The organism is Bosea sp. 124 (assembly GCF_003046175.1).
In the GTDB taxonomy this organism is placed as follows: domain Bacteria; phylum Pseudomonadota; class Alphaproteobacteria; order Rhizobiales; family Beijerinckiaceae; genus Allobosea.
Genome location: NZ_PZZM01000001.1, coordinates 2205701 through 2230761 on the forward strand (window position 1 = coordinate 2205701; position 25061 = coordinate 2230761).

The 25061-nt window shown below is 64.3% G+C and carries 26 protein-coding genes and 1 pseudogene; 15 read left to right on the forward strand and 12 right to left on the reverse strand.

What is annotated here, in order from left to right; all coding sequences use genetic code 11:
- The first annotated feature begins 3 nt into the window (after positions 1 to 3).
- Together C8D03_RS10370 and C8D03_RS10375 are read left to right on the forward strand one after the other, a co-directional pair.
- On the forward strand, positions 4 to 1440 hold the full coding sequence (locus tag C8D03_RS10370) for a molybdopterin-dependent oxidoreductase (RefSeq protein ID WP_248308422.1): 1437 nt from the start codon (positions 4 to 6) through the stop codon (positions 1438 to 1440).
- Complete coding sequence (locus C8D03_RS10375) at positions 1437 to 1964, forward strand: DUF4142 domain-containing protein (protein WP_108046185.1); 528 nt, start codon at positions 1437 to 1439, stop codon at positions 1962 to 1964. Before C8D03_RS10370 ends, C8D03_RS10375 begins: the two co-directional genes overlap by 4 nt.
- A 185-nt stretch (positions 1965 to 2149) precedes the next feature.
- Here the strand turns inward: C8D03_RS10375 and C8D03_RS26775 are convergent, their stop codons facing one another.
- Both C8D03_RS26775 and C8D03_RS27135 read right to left on the reverse strand, forming a co-directional pair.
- Complete coding sequence (locus tag C8D03_RS26775; RefSeq protein ID WP_248308423.1) at positions 2150 to 2443, reverse strand: VOC family protein; 294 nt, start codon at positions 2441 to 2443, stop codon at positions 2150 to 2152.
- Positions 2401 to 2622 carry a VOC family protein gene (locus C8D03_RS27135; RefSeq protein WP_248308424.1) on the reverse strand — a complete coding sequence of 74 codons (222 nt, stop codon included), beginning with the start codon at positions 2620 to 2622 and terminating at the stop codon, positions 2401 to 2403. The genes C8D03_RS26775 and C8D03_RS27135 overlap by 43 nt, the downstream gene beginning before the upstream one ends.
- A gap of 1009 nt (positions 2623 to 3631) precedes the next feature.
- On the opposite strand from C8D03_RS27135, the gene C8D03_RS10390 reads away from it, so the two are divergent.
- The 5 genes from C8D03_RS10390 (at position 3632) to C8D03_RS10410 (ending at position 11800) form a co-directional block, all read left to right on the forward strand.
- Positions 3632 to 5329, forward strand: coding sequence for an efflux RND transporter periplasmic adaptor subunit (locus C8D03_RS10390; RefSeq protein WP_108046187.1), 1698 nt, complete (start codon positions 3632 to 3634; stop codon positions 5327 to 5329).
- Between the two features lie 12 nt (positions 5330 to 5341).
- On the forward strand, positions 5342 to 8467 hold the full coding sequence (locus tag C8D03_RS10395) for an efflux RND transporter permease subunit (RefSeq protein WP_108046188.1): 3126 nt from the start codon (positions 5342 to 5344) through the stop codon (positions 8465 to 8467).
- Positions 8468 to 8486: 19 nt separating this feature from the next.
- Positions 8487 to 8861, forward strand: coding sequence for a hypothetical protein (locus C8D03_RS10400; RefSeq protein WP_108046189.1), 375 nt, complete (start codon positions 8487 to 8489; stop codon positions 8859 to 8861).
- Positions 8862 to 8883: 22 nt separating this feature from the next.
- Positions 8884 to 9318 carry a CopM family metallochaperone gene (copM, locus tag C8D03_RS10405; protein WP_108046190.1) on the forward strand — a complete coding sequence of 145 codons (435 nt, stop codon included), beginning with the start codon at positions 8884 to 8886 and terminating at the stop codon, positions 9316 to 9318.
- A 124-nt stretch (positions 9319 to 9442) separates the two neighbouring features.
- On the forward strand, positions 9443 to 11800 hold the full coding sequence (locus C8D03_RS10410) for a heavy metal translocating P-type ATPase (RefSeq protein WP_108046191.1): 2358 nt from the start codon (positions 9443 to 9445) through the stop codon (positions 11798 to 11800).
- 260 nt (positions 11801 to 12060) lie between these two features.
- Here the strand turns inward: C8D03_RS10410 and C8D03_RS10415 are convergent.
- Positions 12061 to 12714 (reverse strand): annotated as a pseudogene (locus tag C8D03_RS10415) (SOS response-associated peptidase); the annotation flags it as partial.
- Here C8D03_RS10415 and C8D03_RS10420 point away from each other — a divergent pair.
- Positions 12713 to 12958 carry a hypothetical protein gene (locus C8D03_RS10420; protein ID WP_108046192.1) on the forward strand — a complete coding sequence of 82 codons (246 nt, stop codon included), beginning with the start codon at positions 12713 to 12715 and terminating at the stop codon, positions 12956 to 12958. The pseudogene C8D03_RS10415 and the gene C8D03_RS10420 overlap by 2 nt on opposite strands.
- A 1-nt stretch (position 12959) precedes the next feature.
- Here the strand turns inward: C8D03_RS10420 and C8D03_RS10425 are convergent, their stop codons facing one another.
- The 5 genes from C8D03_RS10425 to C8D03_RS10445 all read right to left on the reverse strand — a co-directional run bounded on the left by C8D03_RS10425 (position 12960) and on the right by C8D03_RS10445 (position 16153).
- Positions 12960 to 13280, reverse strand: a complete 321-nt coding sequence (locus C8D03_RS10425) for a hypothetical protein (protein ID WP_108046193.1) — start codon at positions 13278 to 13280, stop codon at positions 12960 to 12962.
- The gene (locus C8D03_RS10430; protein WP_108046194.1) at positions 13277 to 13567 is read right to left on the reverse strand and encodes a hypothetical protein; all 291 of its coding nucleotides are present in this window, start codon (positions 13565 to 13567) and stop codon (positions 13277 to 13279) included. The genes C8D03_RS10425 and C8D03_RS10430 overlap by 4 nt, the downstream gene beginning before the upstream one ends.
- Positions 13567 to 14847 carry a Y-family DNA polymerase gene (locus tag C8D03_RS10435; RefSeq protein ID WP_108046195.1) on the reverse strand — a complete coding sequence of 427 codons (1281 nt, stop codon included), beginning with the start codon at positions 14845 to 14847 and terminating at the stop codon, positions 13567 to 13569. The genes C8D03_RS10430 and C8D03_RS10435 overlap by 1 nt, the downstream gene beginning before the upstream one ends.
- Positions 14844 to 15266: a LexA family protein gene (locus C8D03_RS10440; protein WP_108046196.1), complete on the reverse strand. Its 423-nt coding sequence runs from the start codon at positions 15264 to 15266 to the stop codon at positions 14844 to 14846. Before C8D03_RS10440 ends, C8D03_RS10435 begins: the two co-directional genes overlap by 4 nt.
- Positions 15267 to 15649: 383 nt before the next feature.
- The gene (locus C8D03_RS10445) at positions 15650 to 16153 is read right to left on the reverse strand and encodes a hypothetical protein (RefSeq protein WP_108046197.1); all 504 of its coding nucleotides are present in this window, start codon (positions 16151 to 16153) and stop codon (positions 15650 to 15652) included.
- Between the two features lie 589 nt (positions 16154 to 16742).
- Here C8D03_RS10445 and C8D03_RS26430 point away from each other — a divergent pair.
- Both C8D03_RS26430 and C8D03_RS10450 read left to right on the forward strand, forming a co-directional pair.
- On the forward strand, positions 16743 to 16916 hold the full coding sequence (locus tag C8D03_RS26430; protein ID WP_181300857.1) for a hypothetical protein: 174 nt from the start codon (positions 16743 to 16745) through the stop codon (positions 16914 to 16916).
- A gap of 18 nt (positions 16917 to 16934) precedes the next feature.
- Positions 16935 to 17129: a hypothetical protein gene (locus C8D03_RS10450; RefSeq protein WP_108046198.1), complete on the forward strand. Its 195-nt coding sequence runs from the start codon at positions 16935 to 16937 to the stop codon at positions 17127 to 17129.
- A 73-nt stretch (positions 17130 to 17202) separates the two neighbouring features.
- Here C8D03_RS10450 and C8D03_RS10455 read toward each other — a convergent pair whose 3' ends face one another.
- From C8D03_RS10455 to C8D03_RS10475, 3 genes are all read right to left on the reverse strand, one after another.
- A complete protein-coding gene (locus C8D03_RS10455; RefSeq protein ID WP_108046199.1) occupies positions 17203 to 17487 on the reverse strand; it encodes a hypothetical protein in 285 nt (94 codons plus the stop codon).
- Positions 17488 to 18164: 677 nt separating this feature from the next.
- The gene (locus C8D03_RS26100) at positions 18165 to 19925 is read right to left on the reverse strand and encodes a hypothetical protein (protein ID WP_146170141.1); all 1761 of its coding nucleotides are present in this window, start codon (positions 19923 to 19925) and stop codon (positions 18165 to 18167) included.
- A gap of 17 nt (positions 19926 to 19942) precedes the next feature.
- Entirely contained in the window at positions 19943 to 20326 is a 384-nt protein-coding gene (locus tag C8D03_RS10475) for a hypothetical protein (RefSeq protein WP_108046203.1), read from the reverse strand.
- Between the two features lie 350 nt (positions 20327 to 20676).
- Between C8D03_RS10475 and C8D03_RS10480 the strand changes: the two genes are divergently transcribed.
- The 5 genes from C8D03_RS10480 (at position 20677) to C8D03_RS10500 (ending at position 23010) form a co-directional block, all read left to right on the forward strand.
- On the forward strand, positions 20677 to 21054 hold the full coding sequence (locus C8D03_RS10480; protein WP_108046204.1) for a hypothetical protein: 378 nt from the start codon (positions 20677 to 20679) through the stop codon (positions 21052 to 21054).
- A 48-nt stretch (positions 21055 to 21102) separates the two neighbouring features.
- Complete coding sequence (locus tag C8D03_RS10485) at positions 21103 to 21348, forward strand: P-loop NTPase family protein (protein ID WP_108046205.1); 246 nt, start codon at positions 21103 to 21105, stop codon at positions 21346 to 21348.
- A 114-nt stretch (positions 21349 to 21462) separates the two neighbouring features.
- On the forward strand, positions 21463 to 22152 hold the full coding sequence (locus C8D03_RS10490) for a hypothetical protein (protein WP_108046206.1): 690 nt from the start codon (positions 21463 to 21465) through the stop codon (positions 22150 to 22152).
- A 7-nt stretch (positions 22153 to 22159) separates the two neighbouring features.
- Positions 22160 to 22783, forward strand: a complete 624-nt coding sequence (locus tag C8D03_RS10495) for a hypothetical protein (protein WP_108046207.1) — start codon at positions 22160 to 22162, stop codon at positions 22781 to 22783.
- A 20-nt stretch (positions 22784 to 22803) separates the two neighbouring features.
- Positions 22804 to 23010 (forward strand): hypothetical protein, encoded by a 207-nt coding sequence (locus C8D03_RS10500; RefSeq protein WP_108046208.1) that lies wholly within the window; start codon positions 22804 to 22806, stop codon positions 23008 to 23010.
- Between the two features lie 106 nt (positions 23011 to 23116).
- On the opposite strand, the gene C8D03_RS10505 is transcribed toward C8D03_RS10500, so the two are convergent.
- The gene (locus C8D03_RS10505) at positions 23117 to 23935 is read right to left on the reverse strand and encodes a hypothetical protein (RefSeq protein ID WP_146170142.1); all 819 of its coding nucleotides are present in this window, start codon (positions 23933 to 23935) and stop codon (positions 23117 to 23119) included.
- Positions 23936 to 25061: the final 1126 nt, after the last annotated feature.

Consider the following 25061-nt stretch of genomic DNA (forward strand, 5'->3'; position numbering starts at 1 on the left):
TTCATGGCATCGCTGAAAGCCTTCATGTCGGTGTCGGCGATGCCCGCGGCGTTGATCGTCGATGCCCTTGGGGTTTCGGCTGCGTGGCCCACGCAGCCCATCGCGAGCAGGCCGACGACGGCTAGTTGGAGCGTTCGCATCGTTCCTCCATTGCGATGTCATCTGGAGGGAAAACGCACGGGCGTCGTCGTTTATTCCCTACGATCTGCCGATGGCGGGACACGAGCGTGTGAACGCGCGTATGGGCGCTGCCATACCGGAACCATGCGGCCGACGGCGTGTTGCTCGGGATTGGAGGAACATCCCATGCAGCACCGTCGAGAATTCTTCCAGCACAGCGCGGCTTTCCTCGCGTTGTCAGGATTTCCCTTTCCAGCATTTTCAGAAGAATTGTCGATGATCGTTCATCGAAAGACGCCGCTGAATGCTGAACCCCGGCCTCCGCGACTGGCGTCGTTCATCACTCCGCAGAAGGATTTTTACGTCCGCAATCACGGCAACGTGCCGAAACTTTCGGCCGAGACCTACAGCGTCAAGGTCGGGACCATCGAGTTCAGCATCCCAGATCTGCAGAAGATGCCGCAGCGCAAGGTTACTGCCGTGATGCAATGCGCCGGCAACCGCCGCGCCGACATGGGCGAATACAAGCACGTCTCCGGCGATGCCTGGCGCGTTGGCGCGATCGGGAACGCGGAATGGACCGGCGTCTCGCTGTCGGAGGTTCTCAGGAAGGCGTCGATGGGCGGCAAGGCCCATGTCGCCTTCGCCTGCCACGACGACTGCGAGGAGGACAGGGAGAAGTTCAAATACGGCGTCTCGATCCCGATGCAGAAAGCGATGTCCGAGGACACGATCCTGGCCTGGGCGATGAACGGCGAACAGCTGACTGCCGAGCATGGCTTCCCGCTTCGCCTCGTCGTGCCGGGTTATGCCGGCGTCCGCTGTCCCAAGTGGATCGCCTCGATCGACGAGCAGGAGCAACCGTCGGACAACCATATCCAGCAGAAGGCCTACAAGCTTTTCGGTCCCGACGTGATCAAGGAGAAGGCGGATTTCAGCACGGCGCCGGTCGTCAACGAGATGCCGCTGAATTCCGTCATTCTGGAGCCGATCGAGGGCGCTGCCGTCAGGACCGGTAAGACGGTTGTCTCGGGCTTTGCAATTTGCACGATGAGCTCCGTTTCGAAAATCGAAGCTTCGGGTGATGGCGGCAAGACCTGGACGCCGGCGCAGATCAAGCGCGAAGGCGACAGCAAGTGGTCATGGGTGCATTGGAGTGCTGAGCTGAACCTCAAGCGAGGCGACCATCAGCTCGTCGTCCGCGCTTTCGACGGACAAGGCAAGGGCCAGCCGGAGTCGGCCGCACCGATCTACAACTTCCCCGGTTACCTCATGACCGCCTGGCACCGCGTGACTGTCCACGCAAAGGATGCAGCATGAAACCCGCATTTGCGCTTGCCGTCCTCATGGCGATCTCGACGCCTGTCTACGCTCAACCATCGGGTGGGAAGACCGGCGTCAACGCCGTTATCGGCAGGAGTATTTCGACGACGGATTTTGTGACCGAACTCGCCCTGAGCGACATGTTCGAAACGAAATCAAGCGAGTTGGCAGCGGTCCGGGGAGATCAAAAGGCGCGCGACTTCGCGGCGACGATGATCGAGGACCATCAGAAGTCTTCATCCGAGTTGTCGCTCATCGTGAAGCCCCATATCGACCAGACGCCGCTGCCTTTGAAACTCGACAAGGGCCATCAGGCCAGGATCGATAAGCTGAAGAAGCTGGACGGCGCCGAATTCACAAAGGCCTATTTCAAGGAGCAGGTCGCGGCGCACGAGGCTGCGGTATCGCTCCTCGAGCGCTTCGGAAAGTCCGGCAGCGATGCTGAACTGAAGGCGTTCGCCGAGAAGCTGCTTCCGGGCATTCGGCACCATCTCGAGATGGCGAAGTCCAACGCGACCTGACCTCGTTACCCTGTCCGGGATCGTCATTCGGACATGGTGAACATTCGGCGCGTAATAGGCGGACAGCAAAGCGATCGCGCCATGGCGGAAGTTTGGATCAGCGCGTCCTTTTTCACGATTGCGTCTCGGCGACTCTCGGGCTGGGTCTGTGTCGCGGCCGTCCGCGGACGCTGCTCCCAGTGAGGTCAGCGGTCTTGCGCGATAGACGGCGGCTGCATGAACTCGATCGTCGCGCCGTCAGCGCCAAGAGCGTGGATCACCTGCGTTCCGGCGCGTGCGCCGCTCGTGATCGGCTGCGGCGTGCCTTGTGCCCTCCAGCCGTAGGAGCCCATCCGCGCAAGGACTGCATCGATGTCATCGACCACAAAGGCTAGATGCGCGAAGCCAGGGTCGAACGGCTTGGCCGGAACGCTTGGCCGATCCAGACCCCGATACTCTAGGAGTTCGATCGTCTGATCGGCCAGCGAGACGATTGCCATGCGGACCTGCGCCCATGCGCTCCTGTCACCTGACCGAGGAACGCGCCTCCCATCTCGCCAGTCCGTACGAGCCGCGCGCCGAGCCCCTCGACCCAGAACCGAACGGCCTCGTCGAGGGAGGCGACCGCGAAGCCGACATGATCGGCACGCTGCACGTGGATGTTTGCCTGGTCCGTCATGTGCTCCGACTATCAGAAAACCGACCGTTCGTCCGCTGAGGGCCGTTAGCAATCCTGAACCAACTTCGCCTGGCGACGTCCGCTTCCTGGCAGGGCTCGAACGGCAGCTATTGGCGCGAGGCCGCACCGGCGCCACGTTAACACCCGGCGGTTCCGCCCTGAGCATGTCAAGGGCACTATTGTCCGAAATGTTGCCGGCGTGCTTTGGACATGGCGATATCCGTCGAACGGGCAAGATTGGCCCCTTGCGGACGTTTGGGATGTCCGCTTACCGGCAGTTGGTTTTGGTGACGTGCAGCGCCATGGCGATGTCGAACCGGGCCGGGCGATAATCAGCCGCTCGGGCGTCGATGGTTACTGCTGGATGAACTGATGCCGCGCCGGCTCATAAGACAGGCAGCACGCGAGCTCAGGGAAGCTGCCTTGGTACCGAGAACGCAATTCCCCCGGCTCTCTTGACCTTCCCATGTGGGAAGCTCCATCTGTCGGTCTAGACCAAGCAAATCGGTGGAATGGCGTGAGGTTGATCAACGCACTCGCAAGCGTACTGAAGGCGACCGCCCTGGTCGCCCTTCTGGCGCTTGCTTGGGCCACATCCGCCACTGCGCATTCCGGCCACGCCCAGCCATCCAACGGCATCGTCACCACTTCGTCCCAGGTTCAGCTTGGTGTGTCGGTGGATGCACCCCTGGTCGAGGCCGCTGCCGTCTGTCGATCGGAGCCGAAGCACGCTTGGACCCGGACGGACGAAGGCAGGCGCGACGGCACGTCGGGCCGAGCCTGTTGCGGCACGATGTGCACCGTCGCCCTCATCGAACGCGGCATCGCCCCTATGCCCCTGCGAACCCATCACGGCATTCGGCTGTCCCCGCCACCGGAGACGCCCCTCCTCGCGAGGTCCCCGGGCCTCCACGCCAAGCCGCCACGAACCCTCGACATCGCCTGATCGACGGCCGGCATCCCGCCGCGCCGCCGGGAATGCCGTGCCGATGTCAGTGGGTTCCTTATCATGTTCTCGTTCTGCCGCAGCCTTGCTCGCTGCCTTATCGCGCCGTTGGCGCTCGCTTCTCTTCTGTCGGCTACCGCCGCGGCCCATGAGGGCCACGACCATGGCGCCCCGGCCGCGGCGGTGTCGGCTCCCGGGACGCCCCGCCTGGCGCTCCACTCCGACGCCTATGAACTCGTCGGCGTTTTGCGCACGGGCCGGCTGACGCTGTTCCTGGACCGCTATGCTGGAAACGAACCGGTCGTCGACGCGCGCATCGCGGTCACGATCGGAGCGGGCGCCGAGGTCGTGGCGACGCCGACGCCGGATGGCACCTACGTCCTGGCGTCTGACCAGCTTGCGGGCGCCGGCCCGCTGGAGCTGGTCGTCGCGATAACCCATCCCGGAGGCGATGATCTCCTGATCGGAACGCTGGATCGACCGGCGGCTTCAGCTGGGCCAGCCGTGCCAGCCGGGTCGGCGCCGACCGAGCGGGCCGCTAGCGTCGCCATCGCCGGCAAGCATGTGCCGGTGCTTCATCTGGCCACCGGCGCGGCCCTGGCGTTCGGGCTACTGCTCGGCGTCGGCTTGCGCAGCGCCCGTCCGGTCATCCCGGCGATCGGGCTCGTCGTGCTGCTGCTGATCGCGGGCACGGCGATCGCGACCGCCCATGAGGGCCATGATCACGGCGAGGCCGCCAAGGTCGCACTTCCGGCGAGCGACACGCCCCGCAGGCTCGCGGACGGGGCGGTCTTCGCGCCCAAGTCGACCCAGCGGCTCCTTGGCGTTCGCACGCAGGTCGCCAAGCCCGAGGAGGCCGGCAGGACCGTCGCCCTGGTCGGGCGCGTGATCGCCGATCCCAATCGCTCCGGCCAGGTCCAGAGCATCACCGGCGGGCGGATCTTGGCGCCGGCGGAGGGTCTGCCGCGGCTCGGACAGACCGTCCGGCCCGGCGACGTCCTGGCGACCGTCGAGCAGGCCGTGCCGCAGGCTGACCGTACCACCATCGCCGAGCGCGTCGGCGAGATCGAGCAGCAGATCGCGATGGTCGAGGCGAAGCTCAAGCGCTCGCGTGGGCTGGCCGAACGGGCCATCGCCCCGCAGAGCCAGGTCATCGACGCCGAGATCGAGCTGGCCGGCCTGACGAAGCGGCGCGAGATCGTCGGTCGCATCCGGGTCGAACCCGAGGTGCTGCGCGCGCCGCTGGGCGGCGTCGTCTCGGCCGTCCGGGTCGTGGCCGGGCAGGTCGTCGGATCGCAGGACGTCCTGTTCCAGGTTCTCGATCCCGGCGGGCTGTGGGTCGAGGCGCTGTCCTATGGCGACGTCGACCTGTCCCAATTCGGCGGCGCCTCGGCCACGTTGCCGGGCGGCAAGCCCCTCGCGCTCTCCTTCCGCGGCTTCGGGCGGGCGCTGCAGCAGCAGGCGACGGTGGTGCAGTTCTCCATCGAGGACGCTCCGGCCACGCTGGCGATCGGGCAGCCCGTCCGCGTGACGGCCCAGAACGGGGCCAGCGTCGCCGGCATCATCGTCCCGCGCGACGCGGTCGTGCGAGGCGGCAACGGCGAGGCGCTGGTCTGGCGCCACACCGACCCCGAGCGTTTCGAGCCCAAGCCGGTCCGCACCGAGCCGTTCGACGCGACGCGGGTCGTGATCCGGGCCGGTATCGCGACGGGAGACCGGATAGTGGTCCGCGGCGCCGAACACCTCAACCAGATCCGCTGAGGCAAAGGCGCGATGTTCAACCTCCTCGTCTCGGCCAGCCTGCGCAACCGGCTCTTCGTCATTGCGGCTGCGCTCGTCCTTATCGCTTATGGCTCCTATGTGCTGCCGCGTGTTCCGGTGGATGTCTTCCCCGATCTCAACCGCCCGACCGTCACGCTGATGACGGAAGCCGAGGGGCTCGCCCCACAGGAGGTCGAGCAGCTCGTCACCTACCCGCTGGAGACGGCGATGAACGGCATGCCGGGCGTGTTGCGCGTCCGCTCGGTATCGGGCGTCGGGCTCTCGATCACCTATGTCGAGTTCGACTGGGGGACCGACATCTACCGCTCGCGCCAGCTCGTCGCCGAGCGCCTGTCCCTTGTTCGCGAGCAGTTGCCGCGCGGCGTCGCCCCGCAGATGGGCCCGGTCTCCTCCATCATGGGCGAGATCATGCTGGTGGCGGTGACGGCCGAGAAGGCCTCGCCGATGGAGGTGCGCGAGATCGCGGACTTTACGATCCGGCCGCAGCTCCTCAACATCGCCGGTGTCTCGCAGGTCATCCCGATCGGCGGGGAGGTCCGCCAGTACCGGATCACCCCGGACGTCGCGGCCCTGCAGGCACTGGACGTCACTCACGAGCAGGTCGAGGCGGCAGTCACGCGCTTCGGCACCAACACCGGCGGCGGGTTCGTCGATCAGCAGGGCCGGGAGTACCTCATCCGCAACGTCGGGCTGACACGCCGGCTGGAGGATCTGCGTAACACGGTCGTCGTTCAGCGTCAGGGCCAGCCGGTTCTGCTGCACCAGGTCGCGGCCGTCGAGTTCGCCGCGCGGGTCAAGCGCGGCGACGCCGGATACCAGGGCAAGCCGGCGGTGATCATCGGCATCCAGAAGCAGCCCGAGGCCGACACCGTGTCGCTGACCAGGCAGGTCGAGGCGTCGTTGGCCGAGATCCAGAAGACGCTGCCCGCCGGCATCTCGGCGACGAACGTGCAGTTCCGGCAGGCCACCTTCATCGAGACCTCGATCGCCAATGTCGAGCGCGTGCTGCTGGAGGCGGCGGGCGTCGTCGCCGTCATCCTGCTGCTCTTCCTGATGAACGTCCGGGCGACCCTGATCTCGCTGACCGCGATCCCGGTCTCGATCCTGACGACGGTCCTGGTCTTCAAGTTCTTCGGCCTGACGATCAACACGATGACGCTGGGCGGGCTGGCCATCGCCATCGGCGAACTCGTCGATGACGCGGTCGTCGACGTCGAGAACATCCTGCGGCGCCTGAAGCAGAACCGGGAGAGCGCTGCGCCGAAGCCGGTGCTGGCGGTCATCGCGGCGGCCTCGCAGGAGGTCCGGTCCGGCATCGTCTACGCGACCGCGATCATCATCCTGGTTTTCATCCCGCTCTTCGCCCTGTCGGGCATCGAGGGGCGGCTCTTCGCGCCGCTGGGGGTCGCCTACATCGTCTCGATCCTAGCGTCGCTGGTCGTCTCGATCACGCTGACGCCGGTGATGGCGTATTATCTCCTGTCGGGCGCGAAGAGCGGCCATGAGCGCGACTCCTTCGTCGTGCGCCATCTCAAGCGCGGCAACGCGGCGCTGCTGCGAAGGGCCTTCGGGGCGCGTGGCCTGATCCTGTCGGTCGTGGGCATCGGCGTGGCATTGGCCGTGTACGGGGCGACGCTGCTGCCGCGGACGTTCCTGCCGCCCTTCAACGAGGGCACGCTGGTGGTCTCGCTGCAATACAACCCCGGCATCTCGCTGGCCGAAAGCCATCGCCTGGGGCTCATCGCCGAGCAGCTCGCCCTCAAGGTGCCGGAGGTGAAGTCCATCGGCCGCCGCACCGGTCGCGCCGAACTCGACGAGCACGCTGAGGGTGTCCATTCCTCGGAGGTCGATATCGACCTGCACAGGTCCGACCGGCCCAAGGAGGCGATTTATGCCGACATCCGCGCGGCGCTGAGCGTCCTGCCGGTATCGGTCAACATCGGCCAGCCCATCGGCCACCGGCTCGACCACATGCTCTCTGGGGTGAGGGCCCAGATCGCCCTGAAAATCTATGGCGAGGATCTCGACACAATCCGCAGCCTGGCCGAGACGCTGCGCGAGCGCCTCGCCGCCGTGCCCGGCCTCGTGGATCTCCAGGTCGAGCGGCAGGTTCGCATCCCGCAGCTGCGCATCGACGTCGACCATGAGAAGGCGGCGCTCTATGGCCAGACGCCAGCAAGCGTCACGCAGGTGCTGGAGACCCTCTCCAACGGTCGCACGGTCTCACAGATCGTAGAGGGCAACCGCCGCTACGACGTCGTGCTGCGCCTGTCCGACCAGGATCGTTCGACTAACGGCCTGGAGGACCTCCTCATCGCGACGCCGTCCGGCCACGTGCCGTTGCGCATGATCGCCTCGGTCTCCGAGACGGACGGCCCCAACCAGATCCAGCGCGAGAACGGTCAGCGCCGCATCGCGGTCTACGGCAACGGCGACGGCCAGCGCGACATGACGGCGATCATCGCCGACATCCGCGGGGTCGTCGCGCAGACGCCGCTGCCTCAGGGCTATGTCACCCGCATGGAGGGCACCTTCCAGGCGCAGGAGGAGGCGACGCTGCGGATCGGGCTACTGAGCCTCGTATCGCTCGCGCTGATCTTTGTGGTGCTGTTCACCCGCTACCAGTCGGCGGTGCTGGCGCTGATCATCATGGGCAACATCCCGCTCGCGCTGATCGGCAGCGTCGTCGCTCTGCATCTCGCCGGGCAGCCGCTCTCGGTCGCCTCGATGGTTGGCTTCATCACGCTCGCCGGCATCTCGGCCCGCAACGGCATCCTCAAGGTGTCGCACTACATCAACCTGGCCCTCCACGAAGGCGAGAGCTTCGGGCGGGACCTCGTCATCCGCGGCAGCCTGGAACGCCTGACGCCGGTGCTGATGACCGCGCTCTCGGCAGGGTTGGCACTGGTCCCGCTGCTCTACGGCGCCGACCAGCCCGGCCGGGAAATCCTGCATCCGGTCGCCGTCACGATCTTCGGGGGCCTGATATCGGCGACGATCATCGACACGGTGCTGACGCCGCTCCTCTTCCTCGCCTTCGGCCGCAAGGCGCTGGAACGCATCGCGGCTGGCCGCGCCTCGGAAGGCGGGCAACTGACGCCTGCCGAAACCTACTGAGAGAACAAGGAGAACCAACATGCTCAAATCGATCGCCGTCCTGGCCATCGTCGGCTTCGCGTCGACCGCCGGGGCCCATGAGGTCTCGAAGGGTCCCAACGGCGGGCCCGTGGTCGACGTCGCGGGCCACCATGTCGAGATGGTGGCGAAGGGGACCGAGTTCGTCCTCTACCTCACCGACGCCGCCGACAAGCCGCTCGCCTCCGCGGGAACGAAGTCGGCCCGCGCCATCGTCCAGGATGCCGGCAAGACCGCGACCGTCGCGCTGTCGGCCGTCGAACCCAACAAGCTCGTCGGCAGCCTCGCCCAATCTCTCGGCAAGGGCGCACGCGTCGTTGTCTCCGCCACGCTCGCCGATGGCCACGCGCTGCAAGCGCGCTTCACCCACGACTGACCCCGAAGAAGGAACCGAACCGATGAAACGCTCGATCCCCACCACGCTGATCCTCCTCGCCCTCGCCGGTCCCGCCTTCGCGCAATCGTCCCATCAGGGGCATGGCGCAGCTCCCGCGGCCGGCGCCGCGACCATGGGCATGATGAACATGGATTCCATGCAGTCCATGATGAAGACGATGATGCCGGCGGCAGGCGACGCCGCCTCGACGAAGGACTTCAAGGCCGCCGACATGAAGATGATGCACGCCATGGCCGTGCCCTACACCGGCAATCCGGACGTCGACTTCCGCACCAAGATGATCCCGCACCATCAGGGCGCGATCGACATGGCCAAGGTCGCCTTGGCTCATGCCAAGGACGAGACGACGAAGACGCTCGCCGCTCAGATCATCAAGGACCAGGAGCGCGAGATCGCCGAAATGCGCGAGTGGCTGGCCAAGAACGCCCCGAAGTAATCGTAGGCTCCGTCGCGGACGGAGATCCATCGAAGCGTGGTGAGACGCCATCCTAATGCCAACGAGCCGGGCCAACAGGCCCGTCTCCCCCAGGCCGCTCGTCATCGAGCAGAAAGCCGGCCCCATGACGCATCACGATCACCACCATGGCGAACCTGGGCATCACCATCGCTCATCGTCGTCAGCCCCCGGCGTGAAGGACCCGGTCTGCGGGATGACGGTCGATCCGGCCACCGCCAAGCACGAGGCGGTCCATGATGGCCAGACGTATCATTTCTGCTCCGCGGGCTGCGAGACCAAGTTCAAGGCGGCGCCGGAGCGTTACTTGTCGGAGGGCGAGGACCCTGCCACCGGGCCAGCGCCGGCCGGAGCGATCTACACCTGCCCGATGCACCCCCAGATCAGGCAGCCAACGCCGGGAAACTGTCCGATCTGCGGCATGGCGCTGGAGCCGGAGATCGCGACGGGCGAGGCTGGGCCTGGCGCCGAACTGCGCGACATGACGCGCCGCTTCTGGGTCGGCCTTGGGCTGGCCCTTCCCGTGTTCCTCCTGGAGATGGGAGGGCATCTCCTCGACCTGCACATGTGGCTCGGTCCGCAGCGCTCGAACTGGATACAGCTCGCTCTGGCGACGCCCGTGGTGCTGTGGGCCGGCTGGCCCTTCTTCGAGCGAGGCTGGCAGTCGATCGTGAACCGCAGCCTGAACATGTTCACGCTGATCGCGATGGGCATCGGCGTGGCCTGGATCTACAGCGTCGTCGCGACCGTCGCCCCTGGCATCTTTCCGGCGACGTTCCGATCCGTCGAAGGGTCGGTGGCGGTCTATTTCGAGGCGGCGGCGGTGATCACCGTGCTCGTCCTGCTCGGGCAGGTTCTCGAACTGCGGGCGCGCGAGCAGACCGGCGGCGCCATCCGGGCCTTGCTCGACCTGGTGCCGAAGACGGCGCGCCGCGTGCGCGACGACGGCAGCGACGAGGACATCGGCCTCGATGCCGTCGTCGTCGGTGATCGGTTGCGCGTCCGTCCCGGCGAGACCGTTCCGGTCGACGGCGAGCTCATCGAGGGCCGAAGCTCGATCGACGAGGCGATGGTGACGGGCGAGTCGATGCCGGTCACGAAGGAGGTCGGTTCGGCGCTGATCGGCGGCACGCTGAACCGCAGCGGCGGCTTCATCATGCGCGCGAGCAAGATCGGCAGTGACACCATGCTCTCGCGCATCGTCTCCATGGTCGCCCAGGCTCAGCGCTCGCGCGCGCCGATCCAACGCCTCGCCGATCAGGTCTCCGGCTGGTTCGTGCCGCTGGTGATCGGCGTCGCGGTGATCGCCTTCGGGGCCTGGATGCTTTGGGGGCCTGAGCCACGCTTCGCCCACGGGCTCGTCGCCGCCGTTGCCGTTCTGATCATCGCCTGCCCCTGCGCGCTGGGGCTCGCCACGCCGATGTCGATCATGGTCGGCGTCGGCCGCGGTGCCAGTCTCGGCGTGCTTATCAAGAACGCCGAGGCGCTGGAACGTTTCGAGAAGATCGACACGCTTGTCATCGACAAGACCGGGACGCTGACCGAGGGCCGGCCGAAGCTGACGAGCCTGAAGGTTGCGGAGGGCTTCGGCGAGGACGAGGTGCTTCGCCTTGCCGCCACCCTGGAACGCTCCAGCGAGCATCCGCTCGCCGAGGCTATCGTCGAGGCTGCCAAGGAACGCGGACTCGCGCTCGGCGAGGCCCAAGGCTTCGATAGCCCCGTGGGCAAGGGTGTCACCGGCATCGTCGAAGGCCGCTCCCTGGTCATCGGGAGCCATCGCATCATGGGCGACGCCGGCATCGATATCGCAACGCTTGCTGCGGAAGCGGAGGCGCTTCGCGGCGATGGCGCCACCGTCATCGTGGTCGCGATCGACGGTGAGGCCGCCGGGCTGCTGGCGATTGCCGATCCCGTCAAGCAAACCACGCCCGCGGCGATCAAGGCCCTCCAGGCTGCCGGCATCCGCGTAGTCATGCTCACGGGAGACAACCGGACGACCGCCGAGGCCGTGGCTCGCCGTCTCGGCATCGCCGAGGTCGAGGCCGAGGTGCTGCCGGAAGAGAAGAGCGGCGTCGTCGCCAAGTTGCGGTCTCAGGGTCGGATCGTCGCGATGGCAGGCGACGGCGTCAACGATGCGCCCGCTCTCGCCGCCGCCGACATCGGCGTCGCGATGGGAACCGGCACCGACGTCGCCATCGAGAGCGCCGGGGTCACCCTGCTCAAGGGCGATCTGCAGGGCATCGTGACGGCGCTCCAGCTCAGCCGGGCGACGATGGGCAACATCCGTCAGAACCTGTTCTTCGCCTTCGTCTACAACGCCGCGGGGGTTCCGATTGCAGCGGGGCTGCTCTACCCCTTCTTCGGCATCCTGCTGTCACCGATCATCGCGGCTGCCGCCATGGCCCTCTCGTCGGTCAGCGTGATCGGCAACGCGCTCAGGTTGCGGAGTGTCTCGCTGGGCTGAGAGCAAGCGTCGGCCGTAGTTATGATGGCAGGCGCTTACGCGTTTGGATTCGAAAGGGCTGCTTCATTTGCGGAGTAGCGCTTCGGCTCGGGCCAGCGAACTTCTGGTTTCTGGCATGAAGTCGAGTTCCGCTTATGGCGCATCTCGCCTTGACCAGCGCCCGGCGCTTCTAGCGAACCGATCGTCTAACCCGAAAGCGCTTCATCCCTCTTTCCGCCGCGCTGAACCACGTGCAAAGCTCCGTCAGGCATCGGCCGTTACAGCGCCTTGGCCCGCTCCCAGGGCGCTGTCATCCAGATCTCGACCTCATCCGGACGAGTTAGGATCACCGGCATGGCCTTGGGGTGAATGGCGCCTACCTCGGCGTTGGGATCCGTCGTGAGGAAGGCGTAGAGGTCGGTCGTCTCAACGCCGCTCTTGATCTTCCTGACGCCTGTCCAGCCTGCCGTCCAGATGCCGGCAAAGAAGGCGAGTGGGCGGTCTTCCCCGAGAGCGAACCAGACATCCTGCTTAGCTCCGTGATCGAACTCGCTGAACGATGTCAGCGGCACCACGCAGCGGTTCGCCACTCCCAGCCATGGCTTCCAGTGCGAAGACGCGGTGTTGCGGACGTTCGTTGTCCCGCCATCTGGCTCCCTTCGCAAGAGCTCGTCGAAGTCGACGCCCTTTCCCTTGGCCTCCAGCTTCCCGGCACGCTTCTTTGCTGCCTCGAAGATCGCCTTCTTCGACGACGGCATTCCCCAGCGTACCATGGCGAGCTCACGCACACCGTCAGGAGCATTTCTGACGATCGGCGCGGGATAGTCCGGGTAGATGCCCGGAAGGGGCGGCAGGTTGCCGGTGGTGTCCCGCATGGCCCGCGCCAGGTCGCGGATCGCTTGCTGGCCCTTCGTCATCGAGTAAAGATTGCACATGCTGTTTTCCTGGCTCGCCCGGCGCCGCGCATATCAGGCTTTCGTCGACGCCGAGGCAACCCGGCTCGTCGATGCGGAAGGCGGAGCGGGCTACTACAAGGCACGTCAAGTTGCGCGTCTTGCCCGCGAGCGCGGCGATGTTCCCACCGCGAGATTATGGGGCCGGGTCGCCCGCCAGGTCGCCGATCGAACCGGTTTGGTTCCCGGGCATTCCAAGATCGGGCTTCCCGAGAGCGAGTGGTAGCTCAGGACTTCAAAGCGGTCGCCCATTCCGCGTAAGGCGTGTTTCTGGCCAGGTGCCGGTTAAAATCCGGCGCGCCGTCTTCCCACCAGACCGAACCGCGCTCGCCCAAGGCGACCTTAGCCGCGTCGACGGCTTTTCGCGCGGCACTGATCTCGCCGTTCCCGCGCTTGGCCTCTTTCACGGCCCGCCGAGCATCCATCAGATCCGCGACGAGCCGAAGACGACGCTCCTCCGGGATGGCCGGGTTCGTCGATCGCCACAGCCGGCCGGCGACCAGGAAGTATCGACCATCCGGGGTCGTCGGAAAGGCGCGGCTGCTCAATCCGGGTACTCGCTCGCAAACCTATCGTAAGCGTCCTCGTCAGTACCGTCGCCGCATATCGCCTGCTCAATCTCGCGATCATCGACAAGCACGCCGCCGAAATGGCCGATGAAGGCACGCGCCAGACGCGGGTCCTCGAACGCGATGCGGATTGTCTCCGACCCTGGGAAGCGGTCTAGAACCCGAAAGCTAATCTCCCATTCTGCGCACCAGCTTTCGATCCGCCGGAGCCGCCCGGCGGCGTCCCTCGCCGCAAGCTTCATCTCGACCTGATGATCGTACCCCATCACGCTCTCCCGACCACCGGCACTTCCTCCAGCCGCGTCGTGTACCGCGGCGACCGCATATCGAATCTCGTGACCCAGGCCTTCTTCTGGCGAGCGATGCCTGCCGCTGCGGGAAAGACAACGCCACGTCCTAGCTTCCGGTTGCAGGCGTCCAGGGCCTCCATCAGCCGACCAGACCTCTCCCGATCGAGAGCGCCGATCAGCGCCCGCTGCGAGGCCTCCAGCGGCACGAGGTCGACCGTCATCAGACCAGCCTTGGCGTATCGGTAGCCGGACTTCCAGATTCGCCGGGCGCCCCACTTGGCCGCGCGGACGAGAACGAGAGTGTCGTTGCTCGCCTCGGGGAAATCGACGGTCGTCGAGACGGAGCGCGAGGGCCCGCGATCGTGCGGCGACGTGTGGAAAAACACCGTGACGTGATCCGTCGCCAGACCGTGGTGACGCAGTTTCTCGCCAAGCCTGGTCGCATGGGCGGCGATGGCCTCCTGCATCATGTCCAGGCTCTCGACGCGGCCGGCGAAGCTGCGGGTGACGGCGCATCCCTTCCGGGTCGGCGCGATCGTCTCCAGATCGATGCAGGGGGTTCCTTGAAGCTCATGGATAATGCGCTCGCCGACGACCGTCAGGCTCTTCCGGGCGAGCTTGGGGTCGAGCGCGGCAACGTCGGCAGCGGTTCGACACCCGAAGGCGGCAAGCTTGGCCTGGGTCGCGCGGCCGATGCCCCAGACGTCATCCAGATCGACCAGACGCAGCCATTCCAGCCGGGCCTCATCGCTGGTCAGGTCGCAGACGCCGCGCAACTGCGGGGTACTCTTGGCGATCCTGTTGGCGAGCTTGGCTAGGGTCTTGGTCGGGCCGATACCGACGCAGGTCGGGACGCCCGTCCAGGTCGACACCGTCGAGCGCAGGTCCCGCCCCATCTCCTCGCGCTGACCAGGCGCCACCGGGGTCATGTCGAGGAAGCTCTCGTCGATCGAGTAGACCTCGATGTCGGACGCGAACCGCTCATAGACCGTGTTCATCCGGCGGCTCATGTCGCCGTAGAGGGTGTAGTTCGACGAGAACACGACCACCCCCTCACGCCCGCAGAGGTCGCGGATCGTGAACATCGGCGCGCCCATCTTGATCCCGAGCGCCTTAGCCTCGGCCGTGCGCGCGACCGCGCAGCCGTCGTTGTTCGAGAGCACGATCACTGGACGCCGGCGCAGCTTCGGATCGAAGACCCGCTCGCAGGAGCAGTAGAAGCTGTTCCCGTCGATCAGGGCGAACGACCGGGTCACCGGCGGAAGCGCCGCACGGAGTTAGTCACGACGCCAAAGATGTCGATTTCGGCGTCCGGCCCAGGGTTGTAGTCGGGGTAGTGCCGATTGCCGAAGGCGAGACTCGATCGACCGCCCGTAATTCTGAAGATCTTGATGCTGCGCTCGCCGTTGACGTCTACAACGACGGCGTCACCGTCCTTGGGAGCAAGGCTGCGATCGACAGTGATCAGGCTGCCGTCAAAGATTCCGACGTCCATGGCGCTATCGCCGGCCACCGTCATGATGAACGTAGCCGGGGCGTTCTGGATGAGCGCCCGCGACAGGTCGATAGGCTGGTCCAGGTAGTCGTCCGCGGGGCTCGGGAAGCCCGCCCGTACCGCCTTCAGGTAGACAGGCAGGAAGATAGGCGGACCGAGGACGGCGGGCGACATGTGCATTGGCATGAGTTCCTATGACGAGAACATAATAGGAACATCAGCATAGCCGTTCGGAGTCAATGTGGGGATTTCGCCACAGGGGCCACAGGGACGTGCCGAGCCGCAAGCGGTGTTGAGAACAGCTGCGCAGATCGCGCAGGCGTTTGAGATTGTGGGAGCAGCCCGGCAGCCGGGAAAGCTTCGATAGATTCATGGGGGCGTCCCTCTCTATTGAAATCGGGACAGCCTTTCTCTGTGATATCTCCGGCCGAGGTCCGGCCGTTTAGGCCGTCGGCTTACAGCGGAGCGATAGGGACGGCGAGCGTCAGAAACGACGTAAGGGGCCCACTGCTCGGACGCCTTACTGTTCTAACAGCTGGATGTAGCAGGCCGATAGGTGGAGGCTACGCCAGTAGTCCCCGTCGGCGAAGCTCGGCCTCAATCGCCTGCCGCCGCAAGACCTCGAGCCTGTCATCCAACAGGGTAAGCTCACCCCTCTTCTCTGCGACCTCTTCCTCGGCGGAGTCGATCCTCGCCCGTGTTTCCTTCGCCGTCTGCTTGAGTTCATCAAGGTCTTCGTCGAGACCCTTGAGATCGTACTCAAGTTCGTCCCTCCGCTGCGTATAGATCTCCTCGATGTAAGCCTCCATCCCCTCGATGAAAACATCAGCGTCTTCGAAGTAGAAGTCTTCCTTCGAAAGCTCTCTCAGGCTCCGCTGAACATCGTCTTCGGAAAGGATTTTGTAGCCGTGACTGAAACGCTCCCCCTGGTGGAAGGCCGCCAGTTCGTCGATCAGCTTCACGCATTTGTTATACGCGTCGCTCGTTCCTTCCAAATAGACATCTCGCTCCTCAGCTCTTTCAGTCCACGCCATCCAGAAGCGCAAAACTTCCTTCGAATCCGACATAACGCTACTCCAAACCAGACTTTGTTGGTAACCACGATAAGATCCAGGAAGGCGAGCCACAGGGCGGCCGGTCCGAATCAGGTTCGCCTTCAAGGATGGTGAAATCGGTTTTGGGCAGCAAGTTCCTTTTTTGTTCCCTGATTTTCGGCCTGACGAGAAGGTCGCCTCCATCGGAGAGATGACTTCCGACGCGGCGACGCACGGTCGGCAGTGCTTCCGCCCATCGGCGCCCGATTTTCGCTTGTCGCCATTACGGTGAGCGAGCAGCAGAACAAGGCAAGTCGCGGCTGGGCTGCAACCGCCACGCCATGTTGTCGACCCTGCATCGATCGCCATGTCACGCCAACCGCGCTCGCCAAGACCCACCGGCTCGCGCGAACTGCGCGAGATCGTGTCTACGTAGACGCGCGTTCCCACCTGCATCGGTATCTGGCCGACTAAGACGCTGGCCAACAACATCGCGAAGACGACGCCGCAACAGCGGGGCGTCTGCAACCTGCAGCAACGAGGCCCGCCGGATTGGGTCCCGCTCGTCGAGATCGCCGACGTATGGGGCATCGGCGGCGCGTCGCAAGCCAAGCTAGGCGGGATGGGCTGCCGGACGGTCGCGGACTTCGCCGCCCTCGATCTCAAGCTCGCCAGGAAAACGTTGACCGTCGTGGGCGAGCGGATCATCCACGAGCTTCGCGGCACGCCCTGCAACGACCTAGAGACCGTGGCGCCGACCCGGAAGGGTTGTGCGGTGACGCGCGCCTTTGCCTAGCGCGTGGACGATCTCCACATGATGCTGAAGGCTATCGCCGCGCATTCTACGCGGCTAGGCGAGAAGCTCCGTCACCACGGCTTGGCCAAGCGCGAGATTCCGCATCAAGTCTGGGTCCTGATGGAGCCGGTGCACGAACTTATTCGCGTCAGCTTCCTACAGACCGCCGACGCCCAAGCCTTTCGCGAGCATTTCAGGGCGAGACTTGTCTGAATTCCGGAACTGGCCGGCTAGGAGAAGCCATCAAACTCGAACAGTGGAGCCAGTTTTCCGCGCTGACCAGCTATCAGAAATGCTCGTGCTCAACCACATGCTCCGCGACTACGTCCGAAAGTGCGCCACGGCGAACCGTGATCTCCCGCTCGGCGAGATAAGCCACCGCTCTCGCGTCATCGCCGTCCCACAGGATTCCACCGTAATTCTGGGCGTAGGCTAACAATCCGTTATAGGTATTTACACCTAATCCACGAGCCAGCGCCTCGAGCGTGTGCCCGTGGCCTGCAGGGGCGAAAACCTCCCGAGCGTGCCACTTCATCTCATACAGCGAATTCTCATCCAATCGGACCAGCATTGTTCCCTCTCCGACTAAAATTGACACGCCAAGACGGTAATGCGGCTCTCCAGAAGCGCAATCCCCCGAAGGCATCGTGTCGCGTATTTTCACATTTTGGGAGACAAGAGGTGCTCTGCGTACCTACCTCTTGTAGGCCCAGAAGGGCATCGTCGCATCAAGGGAATTGACAGCTAGGTTTTTGATCATATTATTTGCCTACGGAACCGTCCGGTTGGCGAGGATTAGCGGGCTGACAATCTGCATTCCGAGCTGCTCGATGAGCGATGTCGCTTGTTGAGGAAGATCGCGGCGGGGCGGCTCGGACGTAGAAGCGCCAGGAGTCTAGCGCATGCGTACCGGCGACTCGCAGGGCATATAGCCACGCCTGCGTTTGAGGGCTCCGAGTGCTTCACGAAGCGATGAAGCGCCCCCGCATCGGAGCGATCGTCGCGTCATGTCGTCCCTTACCGAACAGACCAAATCCGTCAAAGAGTTTCCCCGCAAGGCAATCCGATCGCAGGAACTAGCCGACCTTCTCTGCATCTCGCTGGCAGCGCTGAGCTCACAGCGCCGGCGCCGGACGGGCCCCCCTGTAGTGCTGCGCGAGGGGTGTCACCCTTACTATTCCCGTGACGAGGTGCTCGCGTGGCTGCTGGCACAAGAGCAGCGAAATGCCCAGCGGTCTGCCTCCAAAATCACTCCCGACCCTTCACTCGATTGCGCTGAGCAGTGACGAGCTGACGGCCAATTCGGGCCATCACCTTTGCTGCTTCGACTTCATTTGCACGTCGCAGTGTGCCCTCAGCAGCGAAAGCATCCGACGATCGGCCTCCGTTCCAAGATTGGATATGGCGACGTTGTCTGACACTGCCTGTCTGAGCAAGAGACGCCAGGCCGGCGTACACCTCGCCGCCCAGCACGCGCTGCAGGACATCTTGACCAATCGGGGTCGGACGCCCCGCAAGAACATCCAGCGCCATCGCGGCGAGTGCGCGGTGGGTCTTCGGGACTACGGCGAAATCGAAGGCAGTCTGGCGCTCCTCACGCTGTGAGGACGCAGCCGGAGGGGGCTCCGCCGCCCCACCCTCGGCCGGTTGGGAATATTGAGGTCGATGCCGAGCATTTGCATGCATGCCTACCAGTCGGTCCCTTCCTCGAGACAGATCAGCGGGACGGTGACGTTGGGCGACCAGTGCCTGGGCTTCGGCACGGCGAGCTTGACCGTACCCGCGCAGCGCACCTATCGCTACGATACCTGCCCCGAGCGCGACAGTCAGGCCCGCGCCCGTCAGAAGAACACCCGTTGCCGCCATTGCGAATGCGACCCGGCGCGCAGGGCGCGACTGCAGCAAGCGGGCTGCCTTGAATGCGCGGTTGATCCTGAGTTGGCGCACGCGTGCCTCCTCTCGGCGCATTGCCTGCGCCTCACGGCGCTGCGCTGCCTGTGATGAACGGCGGGAAGAGATTTCCTCATCGGCAGGCTTCCGCGATCGCCACATGCGGGAAAAGATGTCATTGAACTCGCCGTCGATCGCGGTCTCTAACCGACCACGATCAATCTCGCGGATCAGGGCGCGGTCAGCCTGTTTCAATGTCCTGGCTGCACCCTCGACGCGGGCTTGCGAGATAAGCGGGGCATCGCGGCGCAGATCTTCCACTACGGACGGCTCCAGAGCCACGCGGCCGTCGGAGGCGATGGTGATGGAGCCAAGAAGAGGCAACGCCATACCACTCCCGTCATGGACGGCCATGAGGGTTGCCTTCCTGGTGCCGATCGCGACGGAGAGGCCATATCGGGCGAGAGCCTGGCGGAGCGAGCCGAAGCGTATGGCCTCGCCGACGGCAGAGAGAAGCCGGCCACGAAATTCGCCCAAGGGCAGCTTTGCGCGGGCCGCCTGCTGGCGATCCGCCTCAGCGTTTCGATCACGTCGACGGACAGGCTGATGGCCTTCCAGGATCTCAGCTTCGCGGATTTTACCTCGGGCTCGCAGATCGGCCGCATTCCGCTGGATGCGGGGACCAGGGGTTATCTTTTCACCGAATTGAATCTCGAGGCGGCGGCTGACCAACTCGTCGCGAGCATAGTTGTCCTTGGAGCTGAGGACACGTCCCGTAGCAGGATCAACGGCGCTGAAGAGCAGGTGAAAGTGCGGCGGCCTGTCACCTTTGTCATGCTCGATCAGCCGCATGGGATGATTTCGGGCAATGCCGTTTTCGCGCCTGATGCATGCGATGGCGCGTAAAAGCTGCCTTCGGTCGAGAGGGCGCGAGGGGGAGAGCTTGAAATGAGCCAACGTGATTTTCGCCCGTGAATGGGCGGCGGTCAGAGCTGATGAAAAAGCGAGGAACTGGCGTAGGTCGCCCGGGCAACCGCGGTCGAGATCTCGGTGCTCGACGACCCGCCGGTTATTCGACGTGCTCAGCAGGTGATCTGCACGCCTAGGATCGTCTTTCACATAGCGAGACCGGCCGATCACGACTGGCCCCGCCCGAGCACGGCCATGATGGCAGTGATGGCGGTATGCAGGTCGAGCCTGATACGCTCAAGCTCGTCATGTCGCCACGGCAGCGGCTTGCCTTGGTTCAGATGCGCGGCAATCTGGTTGACATTGTTGCCGACCATGCCGAGTTGACCTAGGCCTTGCCGCAGCAATTCGGCATTCGCGACCCGGCGCCGGACCGTGGCGGTCCGGGCCATGAGGCCGATCTCCCGCTCGATGATGCGCCGCGCCATCTGGCCGGGTGTCAGTCCCATCGCGGCAGCGATCGCCACCAATTTGTCCGCCTCTTCCCTCGCTATGCGGAACACAAAGGGGCGGCTCTTCTCGTACTTCTTGGCTTGCTTTTGGTCTGTCATCGACAGGCCTTCCGTGCGTTAGCGCGGACAACCCGCTTTCGCGGCGGGGGTCCACGGGGGCGGAGCCCCTTGGCCAGCAGACATGTAGGACGCTCGCGTCGTAAACATGTCGTCACTGGCATACTGTAGCTTATCTTACGTCGAGTAAAACTCGCCGGTATTATAGCTCAAATATAGCGGTGACGTTGTCAGCAAAAAAAGCTGATCCATAACTCGCAACGGTACAGATAATGTTCTTTTGACGCGTTTGACGATTTTGCCGCCTTCGCGCTGAACGCCCTGTATGCCGACTTAATCAAAGTGCAACCAGGAAATCATGCTGCCATTATAGGCGCTCGGAGGATGGCACATTGAGCAACCAGCGCACCGACAGTTTGGCTCGCCTGGCACCGCAGGCTGCGCGACAGTCGCTGAAAAGCGACTTCTTCGCGATCATGCCTGCGATCGAGGCAGCACTCAATCGCCGAGTCGCATGGAAGGCCATTTTGGCCGACCTCGAGGCAAACGGCTTCGCGATCAAGCCGGAACTCGCCTCAAACTATGCCGCGCAGTACCGGCGTCGTTTTAGGCCGGCGGGCGTGCCTGGCAAGGCGGGTCGTCCTCGCAAATCTGACGTGGCGGCTCCCCACGTCATCCAGACAAGGATCATGCCGGTTCTCATCACCAACGCTGGCCGGCCTGCGCCGCGCAGCGTGGCGAACCTCAAGCGTCCTGCTGATCTCGACTGACCCGGTCGAGACAAAAAACCAACGCCCCATCCCAACCCAGAGGATCCAATGATCACCAGTACGACCCATCCGCCTTCTGACCGCTTGAAGTACGTCCTTGCGGCGAAGGGCGGCACCGGAAAGAGCATCCTCTTTAATCTGCTGAGCAGCACCGCCGCCGTCAATAAGGGGAAGTGCGCGATCGGCCTCTTCGACATCGACCCTGCCACCTCCACCCTGCGGCGCTACCTCATGCGGCAGGAGAGGCGCCGGCTCTGGGGCCGCCGCCGCAACGCGGGCACCCCGCGTGCCTGAGCGCGTTCGGCGTCAGACCTCTTACTCCATCCCAACGTGGCGTTGACCACCGCGAGCGCTCCCGGGCGCTGCACGACGGCGACGCCCATCTCCATCTCAGAAAGGTATCTTGTCATGACCACTAACAAGGCCGCGTCCAGCGGTAAGAAGTACATCTTCGCTGCGGCTGGCGGCGGCGGAAAGAGCACGCTCGCGATGTTGATGACGAGCACGGCCATCTTCAAGAAGCTCGAGATCGACATCTTCGACGTCGAGCCTGCCAACCCGACGCTGCGGCGCTACTTCAAGTCGATGCCGCCCGAGCACGCTTTGGAGGACGACCGGCCCGAGGCCGTGGTGCCGTTTCTCGAGAGCAGGGTGTTCGGCAGCAACCGCCCGGCGGTCGTGGACCTCGGCGCGAACATGGAGGGCCACGTCCTGCGGTGGATCAATGACCGGGGCGCGGCCGTCGCGGAGGACATCCGGTTCATCATTCCTCTCAGCAAGAGGGACGGCATTACCGCCGCGGCGCGCATCGCGCTTAACTGCGGGGCTGCGTCGGTCCTCTTGGTGCACAATGAGGCGGGTGGGCTCGATGCCGAGGCCGCCATTGCCGACCCGGCGTTCGCCAGGCTCACCGAGGAGGTCATCCACTTCGCCCGGCTGCCGCAGCTCGGCACGACTATGGCGGATGTCCATCGGACGAGTACGCCGCCTCATCTCATGCTCGCCGGCAAGAACCGGTTCGAGGCCCAGGGCGCCCTGACGATGATCAGGGCGGTTGAGGAGACCTTCTCCGATCACCCGGACTTCAGGCCCTGGTGAGGTCCGCGTGGCGCGCTTTACCGAAAAGCTGAGGAAGAGTGCCGGCGTGCGAGACGGTGATCCTGTCGCGCCCGTCTTCGACGCAGTCGACCTTGTGGCGGATCGGGTTGATCAAGCGATCGGCGCGTTACAAGACGAAGCCACGCGGCGGCGCCGCCGCGATCTCGTGCGCGGCATCGGTCTCGCCGGAGCTGCGGTGGCTCTAATTGGCGGCCTGGCTTTTGGTGGGGCGGCCATCGCGATCCGTTCGGCGGAGGAGAAAAGCGCCGAGCGGCTCCGACTCCTCGATGACGAACGCGCACGTAGCTTCGACGCTCGCGTCGAGACGCGGGCCGCCTCGGTCGCCTTCGACGTCGTTACGCAGGCCAATAGTCGCGCCGCTGCGGCCGAAGCCCTGTTGGAGGTTGCGCGGGACAGAGTGGCCGCGTTAGTCGGCGGCACCGATCCGGGACTGCGTGACCTACTCAAGGCGACTGCGACGGCGAAGCGCGACGACATCGCGATCGTACTTCGGCTCATGCGCCACCAAGACCCCAACGTCCGGAAAACCTGCGACGCGCTGACTGCAGTTTCACCGGCCATGGCCGTCAGACTGCTCGAATATTTCACGGCCAACAAAGGCCAACTCTAACGAAAAAGGAGACCTGCGTAATGGATTTCAACAACGAACTCGACCGGGACCGCGACTTCGACGACATGTGGTTTCACCATTCTGCCCAGCTTGTCACCATGCGGAACATCTCGCCTATGCGGGCTGCCGCAACGTCCCTGGCTCTCCTTCGCCGGGTTTTTGCCGAGGACAAGGGTTTCGAGAGTTGGCTCATTCGGAAGGGCATTCCTGTTTCCGTGTCGAACTAGCCATCAACGTCCAAATTTAGGGGCCCGCGTGATGAACCGCGCAGGCTCCTTTGTTTGTGGGAAAGCATGCATGTCTGTCACCGAAGCGATGGACCAGGTTCGGTATTTACCGCGCAGCGGCGCGCTGCTCCCTGATCACTTGGGCCACGCGGTGGGCCAACATAATCCGATGTTTGAAGTGCAACCTGAAAAGCACCTTGCCCAGGTAAGCGCCAGGATCGTCGAGCACGCGCTCTCGATCAGACGCCAACTTCAAGATCCGCCAAGGCTTAAGCGGGCCCGAAGATAACGCGGGGAATCTAAACGACCCCTCGATCTGGACCCCGGCGGGGCGGCAGTCCAACTCGTCGAAAAGAAGAGCGAGCAGGACGTTGACGAGACTCAGCTCGATCTCGTTGCCCCTCTCGCTCCTGGCAGAGATGCAGGCCGACACCCGGGTTTGCCCGGTGTAGTAGTGCGCGCTGTGAATGATCCACTCTACCGAGACGGGTTGGCCGCTCTGAATTGCAGCATTGATCTGCGGATCGATCAGGAGCAGGGGCTTCAACAGGGACTTCAACGTCCTTGCGGTCTCGCGATTGGCAGCGTCTGCGGAGAGATCAGAGCCTGCCGAAGGGCGCGGCGCCTGATCGACATACTGAGCGGCCAGCAGGTGCGGCTTTCGGTCTTCCCCGTCGTCGTGGAGCCTCTTTGCCACGCGATCGGCGGTGCTGAAGATGGGATGGCGCAGGGTGTAGCGCGCGGGCCAAATCTCCGACGCCGCGTTCTGCACTGCCAAAAGCGCGTCGTTATCGTCGGCTGCATACCCACTCCACTGGAGCCATCCCGGCCGCTCGGCGCTGTCCATCAAGGATGAAAGCCAAGGCCGCCGGGCGCGCGGATAGTCCATAGGAGCCTCGAACTTCTTAACATGCGGCGCGGCCATTGTGATCTCCATGCGGCGTAGTTGCGGCAATATTCGATAGCGCGTCGGTGAGAATCACCACAAAGAACATATCATGAACAAAGAAGTCGGAGCATGTCATAGATGCGTCGTAAGCCCAAAAATCAGATTATAGTTAATGACGTTAGTTGTTACTTAATCGATTGTTTTGTAATTATCACTCAATACTAAAAAACTGGCAGTTTTAGGCGTTGCGGCCGATGAGAATATGCGTCAATAACGTACCGCTGCTCTCTCATCGCCTTCTTGAATCACTTCCGCCTCTCTGCTTGCCAAGGGCTCTCCTCCCGATGGCGACCGAGCGAAAAGAAGATTCACAGCGTCCGCGATGATGCGCTCTACCCTGTATGGCCGTGGCATGGAGATCTGCTCGGGCAAAGTGTCACGCCGTGCGCGTGCCCGAAGGAGGACTTCTGCCTGGCCGGCGGGGGCCTCGCGTCACCTTCAGGATCCCCGTGGGCGATGCCCCGTCGGCAAGGGGGCGCGAGGAAGGCGATGGTGCCCTGTCGACGCAGGAGCCGTCCTTCCCTCGCGCCACCATCACGGGGTCGTGCCGGGCGATGCCCCGTCGGCAAGGGGGCGCGAGGGAGGCGATGGGCCTGATCGACACAGGAGCCGTCCTTCCCTCGCGCCACCATCACGGGGGGCCTGCCGGTCGTCACCCCTTCGGCAAGGGGCGCGAGGAAGGCGATGGGCCTGATCGACACAGGAGCCGTCCTTCCCTCGCGCCACCATCACGGGCTCGCGCCGGGCGATGCCCCGTCGGCAAGGGAGCGCGAGGAAGGCGATGGTGCCCTGTCGACGCAGCAGCCGTCCTTCCCTCGCGCTCTTCTTCGTCAGGGAACTGGGAGGCCAGCCCCTAGCCCGTCCTGGGACGGTGCCGGCCCGGTAAGGGCGCGAGGGAAGGATGGGTCTTGATCGAGAAGGTTCAACCCTCTCCTCGCGCCAAAACCGACCAGGTCAAATGACACCGCTCCTCAATGGCACGGTGGGCGTCGATTTAATTAATTGGAGGTGGCGGGGGCCAAAGGCCCCCGCCACCTCCAATTAATTAAATTGCCACCGCGCACCATGAGGGCGCAATTTTGGAATGCAACGGGCAATTGAT